Raw genomic sequence first — 16,668 nt, forward strand, 5'->3', positions numbered from 1 at the left:
GCGCCCCAATACGTGCAGTCAGCAGGTACCGATGATGACGCCTTGCCCGCGCAGTCCCTCCAGCAACGCCAGCCCCTGCTCTACATCCCCACCCACAGCCGCCAGCCGCGCCCGTCCACTGCCCTGCTCCACCAGCAGCCGATAGGCCATCGGCGCCAGCCGCGCAAAGCGCACCTGCAAGCCGGCATCGCGATACACCAGCAGCAAGGTCGGCGCGTCTGGCGCAACCGTTGGCTGGTAATCCACACCAATACGCTCCACCGGCCAACGATAAGCCAGCACTCGCGCCACACACGACAACAGCGGCTCGCCATCCAGCAAGTCGCCCGCCGGCTCATGCTGCGCATCCTCGGCATCACTCAGGTACAACTGCGCCTCGATCCATTCATAGTGCGCCAGCTCCAGCTGCCAGGGCGCGTCCAGCTCCACCCCCTGCAGGTAATCGACGAAGGCCTGGGCAATTTCGGTAAACAACGGCGTCTGGCTACGGTAGTTGGCGTAGAAGTCACGCACGCGGGCATGCCAGCACTGTTCCCCTAATGCCTGGCGCATCACCGGGAAGCTGCCAGCCAGCAAGCCTTCGATAGCGCCGTAGAACAACTCGCAGTAAACCTTCAGGCGCCGCGCCTCCAGGCCGGGCGGCGGGGCATGGCGCTGAGGATCGCGCAGGTGGCGGGCCAGGGTGTATTGCTGTTCGCGCAGGGTCTCATTCATGGATTGAAGCTCCCCAGGCACGCTGTACAGTGCGGATACGTGCCGTTTCGGCGAGCAGCTCGGCCAGTGGCGGGTAGTTGAAGTCGCGTTCGAGCACCGTTGGCAGCACGCCAAAACGGGCACAAGCGAAGGCATACAGGGCCCAGACATCTTCCCTGACCGGCGCCCCGTGGGTGTCGACTTTCAGATCGGGCGCCTCGTCAAAATGCCCGGCCACATGCATACCGGTCACGCGTTCCCTGGGTAAGCCGTTGAGGAATGCCCTGGCGTCGTAGCGATGATTGCAGGCGTTGACGAATACGTTGTTGACGTCCAGCAGCAGGTCGCAATCGGCTTCATCAAGAACCGCGCGAATGAATTCGAGCTCGCTCAGCGCCTGGTACGGTGCGGCATAGTAGCTGATGTTTTCCACGGCAATGCGCCGTTCAAGGTATTCCTGTGCCTGGCGTATGCGCGCGGCCACATGGCGTACGGCTTCATCGGTGAACGGCATAGGCATCAGGTCGTACAGGTGCCCGTCATCGCTGCAATAGCTCAGGTGCTCGCTGTACAAGCGCACCTGGTGGCGATCAAGAAACTGACGGGTCTGGTCGAGGAAATGCAGGTCCAGTGGCTCGCTGCCACCCAGCGACAACGACAGCCCATGGCAGGTGATAGGGAAGCGCTCAGCCAATTGAGCCAGACCCTTGCCATAGGCACCGCCCACGGCAATCCAGTTTTCCGGTGCGCATTCGAGAAAGTCCACTGTGCCGGCCTGCATCTCCAGCAGGTCGGGCAACAGCCCGCGACGCAGGCCGAGCCCTGTCTGCAGAGGCAGAGCGTAAGAAGGTGTGCAGTGCATTGGCAGGTCTCCAACAGGCACAACGCCCCGCCTGATCAGCAGGAGGGGCGTGGCGGCGTTTCATGGGAAGAAGATCAGCCCTTGGCAGTCAGGGGACTGAACAGGCCGTAAGCCATGGCAGCGTGAAGCCTGGCAAGCTACGCGCCGGCATGCTTGCCTTCAGCCCCAGCCTTGGCGCTGGCTCCGCACTTGCCTTCACCGCATTTGCCTTCGCTGTTGGTGGCCTTGTCGCTGCCGCCGCATTTGCCTTCGCCCTGCGTGGCCTTGCCACTGCCGCCGCACTTGCCTTCACCACATTTGCCCTCGCCGGCCACTTTGGCTTGCGCCAGCTGATAACCCTGAGCCAGCGGTTCGACGGCAAACGCGCTGCTGCCCAAGGCCATGCTGCCGATCAGGGCGGCACCCAGAATGCCGAAGGTGCTTCGTACTTGAGTCATGGTGATGCTCCACTTTGGTTTGGAAAGTGGAGCCATTAGGCCGGGCGGAGTTGTCGTGGATGTATCAGGCGATGCGCTGTTTTGTAGGGAAATGGGTCTGTACGCTTGCCAGATACAGACCGATACATGCCGCGCAGATGGCCCTGGGCATGCCAGGGCCATTACCGGGGATCAGTCTTCCAGCGGTTTGGGAGGTGCCGCCGGCTTGGCGGGTTTGGCAGGCTTGGCGGCTTTGCTGTCCTTGGGTTTGGGTTCAGCGGCGGCCGCAACGGGCTCGGGCGCTGTAACGGCCTTCTCGGTGGCGGGCAGCTCATCGACCGCCTTGAAGATGTCCTCTGGCTCGATCGTACCGCCGCTGTCGTCATCCTTGAGCATGTGCCGCTCACCATCCTTGCCGATCAGAATCACCTTGGTACCTTTGCTGGCACCCAGCTTGAGTTCGCGGATAAGCGCCATGGTGGTCTGCTGCTCCAGGTTCTTGTCCTCACGCTTGCCGATCATCTGGGCAACGCTGTACAACACCAGATTACGCTCCTTGAAACCCGCCTGAGTGGCAGGGTCCTTGAGCGCCTCGTTCAACCCGCGCAGGGTCGGGTCGGCGCTACTGGGCGCAATGACCACCAATGGCCTGGCTTTGCCCAGTTCCTTGGCCAGCGGCGCATCACTGTCGGCCGCAATAACAGGCCCTGTGATAGCGAGCAGGGCGGCGAAGGTCAGTGACCGGACGAGCATGCGTATCTCCTTATTCTCTCGATAAACCAGAAGACTACAGATCAGGGAGAAAGATCCGACGAACGAGCGTAAACCAACCGGGGGCATCGGTGTGTCAACGAAAAGTAACCGAGCATTACCGTTTGCGACAACCTGCCCAAGCCCCCACAAAGTCCATACGCCCGCCTGTCAGATGAGCATAGTCCAACGCGCCCTTTGCACACCGTAGTAACGCATCGCATCCAGCTGCAGTACGGCTTCGCTCAGCCATGGGGTGCAGGGGGTGCCAATACTACGGCGGGCAAATGCGTGGCGATCGCTTCGCGGGTCAGTTGTAACTGCAGGTTGCGCTCCCTGCGTTGCACACTGTCATTGAGCCGATTGATTTCCTCAGCGGGCGCGTTACGCTCCATCATTGCCTCGAGGTCGTCGTGCATGGACTGCGGAACTTGCAGGCGCACACCGAAAGCCTTCTGCAGATACGCTTTCCAGAACCGTTGCGACACCAGGTATTCCGCCAGCGCGTCCGGCGACTGCGCATTGCGGACCTGCCGTGCTGCGACGACGAGGTCCAGGTCGGAAAGCAAGGCGACTCCTGGGTTGAGCATTTCGTCGTGCTCGATGGGCAGGTCGAGATTCTCGATCAATGCCAGGCGGTACGCCAAGGCGAACTCCAGCGATTCATCGGCCCTGCCCACGCGTGCCGCGTGCAGCGCCGCCAGGCTATCAAGCGCTGCCAGCCGCCAGCATTGAGCGCCAATGGAAAGCAGCGCCTGCTCTGTGTCGACAACGCTGTGTTCGTTCAGCGCCTTCCAGACCTTCACCCGGATCTCCAGATCGCTGAAGCGCAGCGTCGCATTGTCTTCGCAATACTCGCTCAAGGCGTGCCTGAACACTTCTGCTTGCAGCTCCGGGCGCTTCACCAGGTACATCAGCATCCGCTGTACGCGCAAGGCCAGATACCGGCTGGTGAATGCCTGGCGAAAATCGGCGGAAGTCGTGAGCCTCTTCAACAGATGAAAAAAGTCCTGCGAACCCGCCCGGGCTTCAAGCGTGCCCCATGCATCGGCCAGGCGGTCGCGCTCGCTGCTGGTGACAAGGTCTAGCCAACGGAGCATGGTCGGAACCGGGTCATCATTCAGTTCATGCCATTGATCGCGTACGCCCTGTAGCGGGTTACCTGATAGCCGCACCCTGCCGTCGAGCCACAAAATGGAACGGTAGAAACCAAAGGGCAAGGTCCGGATGGCGTTGTCGGCAAGATCGAGCGTCCTCAGCCGTGCGGCTTGCAGAAGACCACCGGGCACCTCTGTCAACTGGGTGTTGCCCAACATCAACGTCCGAAGGCTCTGCATTTCGACGATGGAAAACGCCAGGCGTAATGGATTGTGCGACAGGTTCAAATAGACAAGCGAGCGGGATCGGGCCAGCAGGTCTGTGGCGCGCCCATCCAGACTGATCTGGTTACCGGACACGTCCAGCACTTCCAGCTGTGAAGCCAACTCGCGGGACAAAGGCAGACTGCGCAGTCGGCAATTGGTGACGCACAGCACAGTCAACCTGGCAAACACGTGGAGGAAGTCCTCCGGCACCCTGCGCAGCTGCAGGTTTCTCAAGTTGATCCGGGAAACGTGGGCAAAATCCACTTGCTGCGGTATGGCCGGCAGTTCATCCAGGTTGCTGGTGTAACTGCTGAGCTCAAAGGAGACACGCCCTTCGCCCGACGAGCGTGGGCCCAGGCGACGCCAACAGTGCTCTAGCGTCACCGCAAACTGGCGACGCGCATTCCAGGCCCAGATTCGGGCAGTAGACCGCTGCCAGCTACGCAGCTGGCGGGTCAGCATCCGCAACTGCTGCTCAAGGTCGACCAGCATCATCGTGGGATCAAGCTGCGAGGCCCGCGCGCGCGTAAGCCAGTCGTCTACCTGCTGCTCACCGAACCCCGGATACAGGTCTCGCAGCTGGGCAGCAAGACCCGCTGGCCGTCGCCTCGTGCCGCGGGCGCCGATACAAGAGCGGCAACCACTCAATGGGTATCCTGTCAGCCCTTGACCAAAGCGTTGTGGGGGAAGGAAGAAACCGGTAGGCCGCCTGATCCCCAGTACGTTCGCAATGACCAGCTGTCCTCGCGCCACATGCTCGGCGAGCCGTGCACGTAATTGCGCAGCGAACGGCTGCCCGATACCCATCGCCGCATGCGCTTCGTCGCTATACCCGGTGGCAACGAGATCGAACAGATCACCCGGTCCATGTTGTTCATTCAGATAAAAAGCACCGCCCTGAAACCTCAACCGCAGCAATCCCGCCCCCCCTTCGGTACTGGCCAGCGGCTGGCCTGCATCGCCGTCGAACAGCTGCCACCCGGGCCCTGCAGCTGCACCTGGCAGCTGGCTCATGCCTGCCAGCACAACGCGCGCCAGATTCAGGTCCTGTGGCAGGTCGAACAACAGCGCCTCATGCGCGCGCACGCAACGAATGTGCCTTGCCAGGTCGGCGGCATGGTAGGCAAGGCGCTGGTCCGTAGCGCCCAGCAGTTCCTCGGCTGCCAGGCGGTGCAAGCTTTCGAAGTCGCGCTGCAGCTCGTAAGTGGCCGGCGTCACGGGATACCGTTCATAGTACAGCTGCAGTAGCAGTGCATGCCGCGTGCCCCAGACCCGGTCCGCAAGCTCGGCGTCCGACAGCGCTTCGGTCTCCGCCCCTTGCCGGACCCTGTTCAGCAAAGCGCTGTCTCGAACCGTCTGGGTGCTGCGCAGCTGGCTGATCAGCGCCTGGATACGGTTCATCACCGCCACGCGATTCACCGTGTCCACCAAGCAGGCATGGGGCGCACCGCTACACACGTGCAACCCCCTCAGATGCTCTGCTGTCATGTCGTGGATCGCCAACACGTGGTCTATCTGCACAGGCGCCAGCTCGGTGAACGGGCCACCCAGGCGTTGGAACATCTTGTAGGTGTCATCCCACTCGACAGGCTGTTCGCACCAGACTCGCCATGCCCCGGAAGCGTTATGCCGAAGCAGGGGGCCATAGCCGTCGACGGGCTTGATCTGCCAGAGGTCGTCCGGGCGCTGCAGGACCTCGAAAAAGCTACCCTCCATGTTGACCCAGCAGCGTTCGCCCTGACGGTAGACCCCTGCGGCATCGGCCAGTGCCTGTACAGGGGGGGCAGCACTGCGAAACGGCGCCAGGTCGAACTGCCACAGTTTTTCAGACCCGTCCTCCAGACGTGCCACTACCATAGGGTCTACCCTCTGCCACGCTCGGCTGACGGTGCGCATGACCACTGCCGTAACCCCCAGCTCAACCAGCTGTGTGAACACGTCCAGCACATGGTCCAGCGCTGCTCGGGCATCGCCCTCACGCCAGGCGCCTACCGCATGGAACACGTCCTCGAGCAAGCCCCAGGCTGCAATGCCCAGCAACACGGCATTGAGCTGCGGCACGAATAGGCCCATCACGCCGGCAGTCATCCAGGCGCTGTTGACCAGCCGATTGTGCCGCTGCTGCTCAACCCTGGCGTCGATGTCCTTCACTGGCACCGCAATGAACGCCGCGTCGTCCTTGACCTGGTCAACCCATGCCTGGGCCAGGTGGGCGAACAATGGTTGCGGGTAATCGGACAGGTGCTGGTCCATGTCGCGGGTTGCCCAGTCAGCGACGTCCTTGAGGGCGCCGGCTACCTGGGCAAAGAACGCCTGACGGTCGCGGCGGCGGATGAACCGGCGGAAAAACCGCTGATACGGCTGTTTGGCAAGACGCTTGCCCAAGGTGCTGCGGATGAATGCATCCAGATCAGTCGCTACATTCCACGGGCTGACCGGGTCGTCCGGGATGTACACCAGTACCCGCGCGCTGGATTTGAACCCGATAAAGTCATCAGTGATGTCCAGCACCAGTATCTGCTCGAGCCTGCAAGCGTAGGCTGTCAGCTGCCGGGCATGCACCGCCCGGGTGCCTAAAGCGCCAAGCCGGCCGTGGTGACACAAGCCAACTACCAGTTCAAGCTCTTCGGCAGTCAGCGTGCCGTCGTTTCTGGCGCGACAGGCGTCGACCAGCATCGATGAGGCCAGCAGCGCTGCCAGGGACGATGCGACCGTATGCCCGCTGGGCGTGCGCTCAGCCGGCGCATCGAGCGCAGCCTGAAGGTGCTCCTGATAGCGCGCTCCCAGGTCGAGATTGCGGCAGCAACCGGCAAAAGCAGCCGCCGTCATGCCGGCAACTGTAGCGCCATCCCCGGCGACCACGCGATCCTTGCGCGATAGCCCACGCCCCTGCGCTTCGTGCTCGGTAAAATTGGCAAGCGCTGCGGTGACAAGCGGAATGTCGAAGTCGTTTTGTTGCTGCTGGGGCAATCGGCCAAGCGCCCAGTCGGGCCTGGGCGCAATAGTGAAATAATGGTGGCGCAGGTAGAGGGTGCTGCAGTCGACCAGCACTGAAAAATCGTCGCGCAAGGCGCGCTGCAGCAGCGGCCGGCAGTACTGCTCGATACCCTGAATATCCCGCAGGTCAAGACTCAGCCGTTGCTTGCACTGCAAGCCGGTTTTCAACGCTCGGACCAATGCCGTGAGTTGTATCGGCGACAATGCCGGTTGCTGCCCTGCACCGGCGGCGCTCAAGTTGCGCATCCAGGCCGGCAGTGCCCGCACGATCACGCCATCCTGATACCCCTGCTCCAACGCCAGGCTATCGCCCGCCTCACTATTGCTCATGAAATGCCCCTTTTTCATCGAAAGGTGCAACGCTAAGCAGTAGCAGTGGCCAAAGGGACTATGGCGTTACCACCGGCTCAGAACAGCTTCAGCTGGCTGCCTGTCAGGGCACTGAAGTCATCCCCGACAAAAGGCAGGATGGCATCGGCGACCGGTTGCAACTGACGGCTCAGGTAGTGCTCGTAGTCAATCGGTGATTGCAGGTTTTCCAAAGGTTCGGGACCCGCAGTTGTGATGATATAGCTGATCCAGCCACCCTTCTGGTACTGCGTGGGGCGGCCGATGCGCCGGTTGTAGTCGTCCGCCAGCCGTGCGGCGCGCACATGCGGTGGCACGTTGCGTTGATAGTCCGCCAGCGGGCGCCGCAGGCGCTTGCGATAGACCAGCTGCGCATCCAGCTCGCCAGCCAGGGTGCGCTGCACGTAATCACGCACATATTCGCGATAGGGCTCATTGCGGAACACCCGGCCATACAACGCCTGCTGGAACTCCCGCGCCAGTGGCGACCAATCGGTACGCACCGATTCCAGGCCTTTGTAGACCATGGTCTGGCTGCCATCGGGCTGCTGCACCAGGCCCGCATAGCGCTTCTTGCTGCCTTCTTCGGTGCCGCGGATGGTCGGCATCAGAAACCGCCGGAAATGCGTTTCGAACTGCAGCTCGAGCGCGCTGTGCAGGCCCAGCGTGTCGCCCAGGTGCTGCTGCCACCAGTGATTGACTTCGGCGACCAGTTCTCGACCAATGCGTGCCGCTGCGTCCTCGCCGTGGGCCCCCTTGAGCCAGACGAATGTCGAGTCGGTATCGCCATAGATCACGTCATAGCCGCGCGCCTCGATCAGCAGGCGGGTCTGGTGCATGATCTGGTGGCCGCGCATGGTGATCGACGACGCCAGGCGCGGGTCGAAGAAGCGGCAGCCGCTGGAGCCGAGCACCCCGTAGAAGGCATTCATGATGATCTTCAGCGCCTGGGACAACGGTGCATTGCCCTCGCGCTTGGCCGCTTCCCGGCCCTGCCACACCCGCTCGACGATGGCCGGCAGGCAATGCCGGGTACGCGAGAAGCGGCCACCGCGGAAGCCTTCCACCGAGTGCACGTCGTCCGGCTGGCGCAGCCCCTCGACCAGGCCAACCGGGTCAATCAGAAAGGTACGAATGATCGACGGGTACAGGCTCTTGTAGTCCAGCACCAGCACCGAGTCGTAGAGGCCCGGGCGCGAATCCATGACAAACCCGCCAGGGCTGGCTTCGTCCGGGCGGCTGCCAAGGTTGGGGGCGACAAAGCCCAGGCGGTGCATTTGCGGAATGTACAAATGGCAGAACGCCGCCACCGAACCGCCGCTTCGGTCCACCGCAAGGCCGGTCACCGAGGACCGCTCCAGGAGGAATTCGAGCAGGCGGGTGTGGGCGAAAATACGCGTGACCAGTTCGCAGTCCTTGAGGTTGTAGCGTGCCAGCGCCGGTTTGTCTTCGGCGAAGCGGCGGTTGATTTCGTCCATACGCTGGTAGGGCGTGTCGATGGCCTTGCCTTCGCCGAGCAGGGTCTGGGCGACATTTTCCAGGCTGAACGAAGGGAAACTCCAGGTCGCCGAGCGCAGCGCCTCGATACCGTCGATCAGCAGTCGCCCCGGTGCATCGGCAAACACATGGCCGCCACCGGCCTGGCTGCGCAAGGTCATGGGCGCGCCATTGCGGCCCAGTGCCAATGGCACCTGTAGTTGCCCGCCATGCTCATGCAGCAGACGCAGGTCGAACTGGATCAGGTTCCAGCCGATGATCGCATCGGGATCGTGTTCGGCCATCCACTGGTTGAGGCAGTTCAGTAGCGCGGCACGATTGGTGCAATAGTGCAGGTCGAAGTCGATGTCAGCAGGATCGCCGTTGGCCGGGCCAAGCATGTATACCTGGCGCTGGCCGCAGCCTTCCAGGGCAATGCTGTACAACTCGCCGCGCTCGCTGGTTTCGATGTCCAGCGACACCAGGCGCAGAGGCGGGCGATACCCCTTCAACGGCTTGAGCTGCGCATTGCAGAGCACGCCGTGGGGATCCGGTTGGCCGGTGAACTGTACCGGGGCAGTGATGAACCGCTCCATCAGGTAGCGCTCGGGCGGCCGGATATCGGCTTCGAACACCTCGATGCCGGCAGTACGCAGGCGTTGCTCCAGCTGCATCAGCTGGCGGTGCTGGCGGCAGTACAGGCCCAGCACCGGCCGGTGGTCGAAATCCTGGAGCTGCAGGGGGCGCAGCTCGACGCCAGGCTCGTTGCCGAGCAATACCCTGGCATGCGCCTCCTGCGCCTGAGGGATGAACGCCACCGACACCTGCGGTGCCAGGCGCAGCTGGCGCGGGCCTTGGTCGGTGGCTAGCCACAGCTCCACGCAGGTGCCGTCGGGCGTGTCGTGCCAATGCCGGGTCAGGACAAAGCCCTGTTGCAACTCCACCGCGCCAACCTCTTACCTGTCTGTTGAATGGGTGATTCTACCGCTGTCGGGTCTGGCGTGAGGCTTTTAGTGGCGCTGAAAACCTCAAGCCTGGCGCTCCCCCTTCACAAAACCGCCGCGTCGCCCGGCCCAGGCCAACAACCAGGCCACCACAATCAATGCCAGAACCACCGCGCCAAACGACCCGACACCTGCCCCCGTCAGCAGCACCCCGCCGATGATCCCGCCCAAGGCAATGGCGCTGTTCCACACCGTCACCAGCATCGACTGCGCCACATCACCGCCCTCGCCCGCCGCGTCGGCGCAGGCGGTTTGCAGCAGGGTCGGCGCGCCACCGTAGGTGACGCCCCACAACGCAACGCTCAGGTACACCAGCCATGACGACGCCTGCCCCAAGGCCAGGGTAGCCAGCGCGAAACCCGCCAGGCTCAGCAGCACCAGTGTGCGCAGATGCCGGTCGACCAGTAGCCCCACCAGGCCGATCCCGGCCAGTGCCGCCACGCCGAACACCATCAGTACCGGACCGATGTCGGCCGCCATGCCGGCCGCCGCCAGCAGCGGCACGATGTAGGTGTAGAGAATATTGTGGCCCAGCACCCACGTCAGGATCACCAGCAGCACAATGCCTACCCCCGGCGTGCGCAGCACCTGCATGGCCGACGGGCGCTTGCCAGCGGCATGCCCGGGGTAGTCTGGTACCGACAGCAACACCCAGATCACCAGCAACAGCGCCGCCAGGGTGATCACCACGAAGGTGGCGCGCCAACCCAGCCATGCCCCCAGCCATGTGGCGATCGGCAACCCGAGCGACAAGGCAATCGGTGCGCCGAGCATGGCCACCGCCATGGCTTTACCCTGCTGCGCCACCGGCACCATGCGCCGCGCGTGGCCTGCAATCAGCCCCCAGGCCAGCCCCGCTGCAGCGCCGGTGAAAAAACGCAGGAGCAGCGTCAGGGTATTGGAGGTCGACAAGGCGGTCAGCCCGTTGAACAGGACGAAACCGACGATTGCCAGCAGCAGCGCCCGGCGGCGATACCACCCTTGGGTCAGGGTCACCAGCGGAATGGCCGTCAACAGCGAGCCAAGCGCGTACGCCGTCACCCACTGCCCGGCCATGGCCTGGCTGATGTGCATGCCATCGGCGATCTGGTCGAGCAAGCCCGCAGGCAAGGTTTCGCTGAGGATGGCGATGAAGCCGGTCAGCGCCAGCGCCAGCAAGCCGCTTAGCGGCAAGCGCTCGGTGCTGGCTGCAGGTAGCGCAGCAGATGAGGTCTGGGTCATTGCGGAGGCCTTGAAATGAAGAGAGGCGCACAGTCTGCCGGGGGGCGGCATTAGGGAAAAAGATGGGTACAATGCCGCTCAGCCAGGACATTCATGTCCGTAATCAGGAAAATGCAATGGACAGCCTCAGCGGCTTCGTGGTGTTCAACCGGGTGGCCGAGACCCGCAGTTTCGTCGCCGCCGGGCAGTCGCTGGGTGTCAGCGCGTCAGCCGTGGGCAAGCGCGTGGCGCGGCTTGAAAGCCGCCTGGGGGTGCGCCTGTTCCACCGCAGCACTCGCAGCATCACCTTGACGGCCGAGGGCATGCTGTTTCTGGAGCGCAGTCGGCGCATCCTGGCCGAGATCGAGGCCACCGAGCAGGCGCTGTCGCAAGCCAGCGAAACCCCGCGTGGCCGCCTGCGGGTGAGCATGCCGCAGGTTACCGGGCTGGTGATGCCGGCGCTGGCCGAGTTCATGGCGCTGTATCCGCAGGTGGAACTGGACCTGGACTTTTCGGACCGCATGGTGGATATCGTCGGCGAAGGCTTCGACGTGGTTATGCGCGGCGGGCAGCCGCTGGACTCGCGGCTCAACGCCAAGTTCCTGGGGCACTTCCAGCACCGCCTGGTAGCCTCGCCCGACTACTTGCGCGAACGCGGCACACCCTTGCACCCGCGTGACCTGGCGGCGCATACCTGCCTGCACTACCGCTTCCCCAGCACCGGCAAGCTGGAAACCTGGCCGCTGCGCCAGGAGCACCCCGAACATGCCTACGACATCCCCATCTCGATGGTCTGCAACCACGTCGAAACGCGCGCCTGCTTTGCCGTCAACCACCGTGGCATCACCTGCCTGCCCGATTTCAACGTGCGCCGCGAACTTGGCAACGGCACGCTGGTCAGCGTGCTCGATGACTTCATGGAGCGGCGCGGCAGCTTCTACCTGCTGTGGCCATCCGGGCGACAGGTGCCGCCGAAGTTGCGGGTGTTCATCGACTTCATGCTCGAACGCGTGTTCAACCGTAAAGGTAGTTGATGTCCTTGTGCGCCAGCGGCGCGACCTGGCCAAGCAGGAAGTCGCGTAGCTTGTGCATCTGCCGCGCCTTGGGGCTGGCCTTGAGCCAGGTCATGTAGTAACCGTCGCCGGTGGCCACTGCGTGCTTGAACGGGGTCACCAGCCTTCCTGCCGCCAGGTCGGCACTGGCCAGCACCAGGTCGACCACCGAAATGCCCAGGCCTTGCTGGGCAGCCGAAATGCCTTGGTCGAGGGTATCGAACACTTGCCCCTGGTCGATGCTGACGTGCAGCGCGTCCATGCGCGTCAGCCAACGCCGCCAGTCGCGCCGGTCCGGGGACGGGTGAAGGAACTCGCACTGGCTCAGGTCGGACAGCGCCGGTTGCGCCTGCGGCAGGTAATCGGGGTGGCACACCGGAATCAACCATTCATCGAACAGCTTGCAGCTGTCGATATCGGCGGGGAAACGCCCGTTGGCCAGGAGAATGGCGCAGTCGTAGGGCTCGGAGTAAAAGTCCACGCTGTCGATGTCCATCCACACGCTCGACAGCTGCACGCTGCAGTTGTCCTCGATCTTCTTGAACCCGTCCAGCGCGCGTAGCAGCCAGCGCACGGTGAGCGTTGACGGCGCCTTGAGGCGCAAGCCATAGCGGTCCTGGCGCAGCAATGCACAGGCATTCTCGATGATCTTGAAGCCTACCTTCAGCTCCTGCGAGAGCAGCCGGCCGTGCTCGGTCAGGCTCAGTTTGGGGCCGCGACGTTCGAACAGGTCGCAGCCGAACATGGCTTCGAGGGTTTTGATGTGATGGCTCACTGCACCCTGGGTCAAGGCCAGTTCTTCCGCAGCCCGGGTAAAGGAGCCGTAACGAGAGGCCACCTCGAAGGCACGCAGGGCGTGCAAGGCCTGAATCCGTTCTGACATGGCGGCGCCTTAAGCATGAGCAAGACTAATAGTAGGTCATAGTTCCACGCGTTTTACAACGTCAGGTTCGTCTCGGAAAATGCAGGTAAATAACAAACATAACCAAGATCCTGCCTGCATATGACTGGAACGTTCAATTTAATTAACGCCTGGGGAAATCCATGTTTACGGGATATGGAAATTGCTATCGCCTGGATGCGCTAGAGCTGGCCGCTGAACATGGTTGCAACATGCAACACTGGACGTACAAGACCATAGAACATTTTCGCAGTATTCTCGCCAACCCTGAATTCCCTTGCCTGTTCGGCCGCAAGGCGGTGAACGGTGAAACCTGCCACATCCTGTTCGCCCGCGCCGAGCAACTGGCCGATGATATTGCACAGGGCCTGGCCGACTATGTCAGCACCGTCGCCCCGATCAAACCCAAGCAGCGTATCGGCAGCCCACTGGTGGTGTTTCTCGAAACCGCCGCCAGCTGCACCCTGGCCGAACAGCAGGCGCTGGCCTGGAAGGTGCTGCGCGGCGTGCATGCCCGCGACCCGCACCCATGGCCGCAGGGCATCCCTACCGACCCCGACGACAACGGCTGGTCGTTCTGCTACGCCGGCATGCCGCTGTTCATCAACATGAATTTCCCCGGCCACCAGCAGATGAAAAGCCGCAACCTGGGGCAGCACATCACCTTCGTCATCAACCCGCGGGAAAACTTCGACGAAGTGGCCAATGCCAACACTGAAAGTGGCAAACGCATCCGTGAACGCATCCGCGACCGCGTGCGCCACTACAACAACGGCGTCATGCCGGAAACCCTGGGCTTTTTCGGCGATACCGACAACTACGAGTGGAAGCAGTACCAACTGCAGGAGGCAGGGTCGCTCAACCCGTCCCGCTGCCCGTTCCACGCCCATGCCGCACACCAGGCGACCCCCGACATACTGATCGAGAACTGACCGTGAATACCGCACTTACCGCCACCTATGCCCTCACCGTCCTGCTGCTTATCGCCACCCCCGGCCCGGTGGTGGCGCTGATCGTCAACACTGCGGCTGCCTCTGGCTCGCGCAAGGCCATGTTCACCGCCGTCGGCACCAACTGGGCGTCACTGGTGCTGATCGGTGCTGCCGCGTGGATCATCCTTACCAGCGCCGCCATCGACAAGGCCTGGCTCAGCACCATGAGCCTGCTTGGCTGCCTGTTCATCGGCTACATCGCCATGGGCACGCTGAAGGATGCCTTGCAAGCGCCCGCGGGCGATGCGCCGGCCGAGTCCGCCAAGCCGGACCGTGGCGGCCTGCTGCAAGGTTTCATGGTGGGCATCTCCAACCCCAAGGACATCATTTTCTTCATCGCCTTCTTCCCGCAGTTCATCCAGATCACCGAATCGTTCGGCAAAAGCATGGTGGTGCTGTCACTGCTGTGGGTGGCCATCGATTTCGCCGTGCTCAGCCTGTACATATTCGCCATCGGCAAGCTTGCCTCGCAGCGCAGCAACCGCTTCATCAGCCTGGCCTCGGGGGTCGCCCTGCTGCTGATCGCCTCGGGCGGGCTGCTGTACAACCTCAAGGAACTGGCGGCCTGAACCTGCTGCGGAGCAGCCGATGCAACAGAAGGAAAGACCATGACCGCAACTGATATGAGCCCGGCTCCTTCGCCGTTGCAACAGGACTACCAGCGCTTTCTGCTGCTGGGCAGCCGCCGTGCCCCGCACACCGTGCATGTGCACGAAACCGGCTACCGCTCCGGCACCATCAACACCGATGCCTTGGGCCTGCGCTACAGCCATTGCGCCGGCAAGCGTTTTTCGGCGGCCGAGCGCGGCGGTGCATCGCGCATCAACCTGTTGGTCGGCGGCTCCACCGCCCTGGGCATCGGCGCCAGCTCCGACGAACACACGGTGGCCTCGCACCTGTCCATGCTCACCGGCGAGGTCTGGCTGAGCCTGGCCGGCTGCGGGCTCAATGCCAGCCAGGAACTGCTGATGTTCCTGACTCACCAGCACCGGTTTGGCCAGCTCGGCCATGTGGTCGTGCTGAGCGGCCTCAACAGCCTGGCCCACGAAGCCCTGTGCGAAGTCGTCGCCGGCCCCGGCGACGCGCAGCAGGCCAAGGCCTACCAGGACTTTCTCAACAGTTTCAGCGAAGGCATGCAACCTGCCGCGCCGCCGCGTCGCCAACCGCTGTGGCGGCGCATCGGCCAGGCACTGACAGCCCCTCCGGTCAAGGCGCCGCTGAACTGGGCGTTGTCCCCTCCGGAAAAGCGACTGGCCCGCGCGGCGGACAGCATCGGCCGTACCTTGCGCCAATGGGACAGGTTGCTGGCAGACAGCCACGCCACCCTCACTTTCATCCTCCAGCCGCTGCTGCCCTGGTGCCGGGATACCCTGCCCAGCGGCGAGCAGGCCATGCTGGCAGCGCTGGAACAACAACCGGCGAACTTCGACCGGCTGCTGGAAGGCGCATTCGACAGCCAGCTGCACTCGGCCTTCTTCCGCCGCATCAAGAGCCAGGCCGACCCGGTGCCCTGCTACGACATGAACGGCATGCTCAGCAGCTCGCCGGTATTCGGCGCCGACCTGTTCATCGACCGCCTGCACCTGAACGACCTGGGCAACAATGCCTTGGCCAAGGTGATCACTGCCAAGCTTGGCCTGGCCCAGGAAAAACACGCCCAGCGCAAGGTCACGCCGATCAAGCTCGTCTGAGAGTTGCCGGATGCTCTTCCGACAACCCCCCTTGGGTGGCTAGAATACGGCGTCGTTCCGATCTGCCCGAGGCGCACGCTTGACCGCCATGAACATCGAAGCCGTCCACCCGCCTATGCTCGCCCATAGGGTGCGCCCGTGAGCCGCACGCGTAGCCTGCTCCCGTTGTTGGTCGCGCTGATGCCGCTGGCCGGGCACGCGCTGGAGGTGAACATCGACCCACATGCCGACCTGCTGTACCGTCAGGCCTTGCCGCTGCTGGAGCAGGCCGACAACCAGGAAGACGGCGCCAGCACGCTGCGCACCTCCATAGGCGGCGACCCCGAACTCAGCCGCCAGGGCCAGGCCTTGGCGCACACCTTGCCGACAGCGGTCGCCTTACTGAAAAAGTCGGTGGACCTGGGCCATCCGGTCGCGCAGTACCGCCTGGCGCTGTACTACATGACTTACCTGCCCGCCGGGCAAATCGCCGATGCTGCCTGCCCATTACTCGAAGCCAGCCTCAAGCAGGGCTTTGCCGCACCGGCGCCCGCCATCGCCACGTGGTGCGCGCCCTACAACGCCAGCAGCGAGTACCGCGCAGCACTCGAAGCTATCCCCAACATGGCCACCGTGTACGCTGCCTACTACCCGCAACCGGCGCCGCGTCTTGTCTGCAACCGTAGCCGTCCGCAAGGTCTGGAAATGTTGTGGGGGCGCCAGCGTGACTATCAGGCCGAATTGTACCGCCTGCTCGGTGACCTCGACCCGCAGCACCGCCAGAGCCTGCTGCAGAAGGCGGTGGACACCAACGGCTGCGTGACGGCGCAGCGGCAGCTCACCAGCCGCCCCTGAACGGCTACCTCACACGCCTGCAGCAGCAAGATCGTTCAAGCCATGCCCTGCCCCGTCTGGCATGCTGCTCTACCACGTCCACGCATTG

At 63.3% G+C, this 16,668-nt stretch carries 12 protein-coding genes and 1 pseudogene; 5 read left to right on the top strand and 8 right to left on the bottom strand.

Annotation, left to right across the window (positions count from 1 at the left end):
• Positions 1-18 precede the first annotated feature (18 nt).
• From AC5O5R_RS17890 to AC5O5R_RS17920, 7 genes and pseudogenes are all read right to left on the bottom strand, one after another.
• Positions 19-714: an HvfC family RiPP maturation protein gene (locus AC5O5R_RS17890; protein WP_172218771.1), complete on the bottom strand. Its 696-nt coding sequence runs from the start codon at positions 712-714 to the stop codon at positions 19-21.
• A complete protein-coding gene (locus AC5O5R_RS17895) occupies positions 707-1,555 on the bottom strand; it encodes an HvfB family MNIO-type RiPP peptide maturase (RefSeq protein ID WP_172218760.1) in 849 nt (282 codons plus the stop codon). Before AC5O5R_RS17895 ends, AC5O5R_RS17890 begins: the two co-directional genes overlap by 8 nt.
• Positions 1,556-1,698: 143 nt before the next feature.
• Positions 1,699-1,992: pseudogene (locus AC5O5R_RS17900) on the bottom strand (HvfA family oxazolone/thioamide-modified RiPP metallophore); the annotation flags it as partial.
• A 171-nt stretch (positions 1,993-2,163) separates the two neighbouring features.
• Complete coding sequence (locus AC5O5R_RS17905) at positions 2,164-2,724, bottom strand: DUF4174 domain-containing protein (protein ID WP_172218758.1); 561 nt, start codon at positions 2,722-2,724, stop codon at positions 2,164-2,166.
• A 242-nt stretch (positions 2,725-2,966) separates the two neighbouring features.
• Positions 2,967-7,412, bottom strand: a complete 4,446-nt coding sequence (locus AC5O5R_RS17910) for an NEL-type E3 ubiquitin ligase domain-containing protein (protein WP_172218756.1) — start codon at positions 7,410-7,412, stop codon at positions 2,967-2,969.
• Between the two features lie 77 nt (positions 7,413-7,489).
• Positions 7,490-9,850 (bottom strand): DNA polymerase II, encoded by a 2,361-nt coding sequence (locus AC5O5R_RS17915; RefSeq protein ID WP_172218754.1) that lies wholly within the window; start codon positions 9,848-9,850, stop codon positions 7,490-7,492.
• An 84-nt stretch (positions 9,851-9,934) separates the two neighbouring features.
• A complete protein-coding gene (locus AC5O5R_RS17920) occupies positions 9,935-11,131 on the bottom strand; it encodes an MFS transporter (RefSeq protein WP_172218752.1) in 1,197 nt (398 codons plus the stop codon).
• Between the two features lie 116 nt (positions 11,132-11,247).
• Between AC5O5R_RS17920 and AC5O5R_RS17925 the strand changes: the two genes are divergently transcribed.
• A complete protein-coding gene (locus AC5O5R_RS17925; RefSeq protein WP_172218750.1) occupies positions 11,248-12,144 on the top strand; it encodes a LysR family transcriptional regulator in 897 nt (298 codons plus the stop codon).
• Here the strand turns inward: AC5O5R_RS17925 and AC5O5R_RS17930 are convergent.
• Positions 12,125-13,045 carry a LysR substrate-binding domain-containing protein gene (locus AC5O5R_RS17930; protein ID WP_172218748.1) on the bottom strand — a complete coding sequence of 307 codons (921 nt, stop codon included), beginning with the start codon at positions 13,043-13,045 and terminating at the stop codon, positions 12,125-12,127. The two genes, AC5O5R_RS17925 and AC5O5R_RS17930, sit on opposite strands and share 20 nt — an antisense overlap.
• 161 nt (positions 13,046-13,206) lie before the next feature.
• Between AC5O5R_RS17930 and AC5O5R_RS17935 the strand changes: the two genes are divergently transcribed.
• The 4 genes from AC5O5R_RS17935 to AC5O5R_RS17950 all read left to right on the top strand — a co-directional run bounded on the left by AC5O5R_RS17935 (position 13,207) and on the right by AC5O5R_RS17950 (position 16,580).
• The gene (locus tag AC5O5R_RS17935; RefSeq protein ID WP_172218746.1) at positions 13,207-13,995 is read left to right on the top strand and encodes a YqcI/YcgG family protein; all 789 of its coding nucleotides are present in this window, start codon (positions 13,207-13,209) and stop codon (positions 13,993-13,995) included.
• Positions 13,996-13,997: 2 nt separating this feature from the next.
• On the top strand, positions 13,998-14,624 hold the full coding sequence (locus AC5O5R_RS17940) for a LysE family translocator (protein WP_172218745.1): 627 nt from the start codon (positions 13,998-14,000) through the stop codon (positions 14,622-14,624).
• A 39-nt stretch (positions 14,625-14,663) separates the two neighbouring features.
• The gene (locus AC5O5R_RS17945; protein WP_172218744.1) at positions 14,664-15,746 is read left to right on the top strand and encodes a hypothetical protein; all 1,083 of its coding nucleotides are present in this window, start codon (positions 14,664-14,666) and stop codon (positions 15,744-15,746) included.
• Between the two features lie 138 nt (positions 15,747-15,884).
• On the top strand, positions 15,885-16,580 hold the full coding sequence (locus AC5O5R_RS17950) for a sel1 repeat family protein (RefSeq protein WP_172218743.1): 696 nt from the start codon (positions 15,885-15,887) through the stop codon (positions 16,578-16,580).
• Positions 16,581-16,668 lie beyond the last annotated feature (88 nt).

The sequence above is a fragment of the Pseudomonas sp. 8_5_2 genome, from assembly GCF_059295255.1.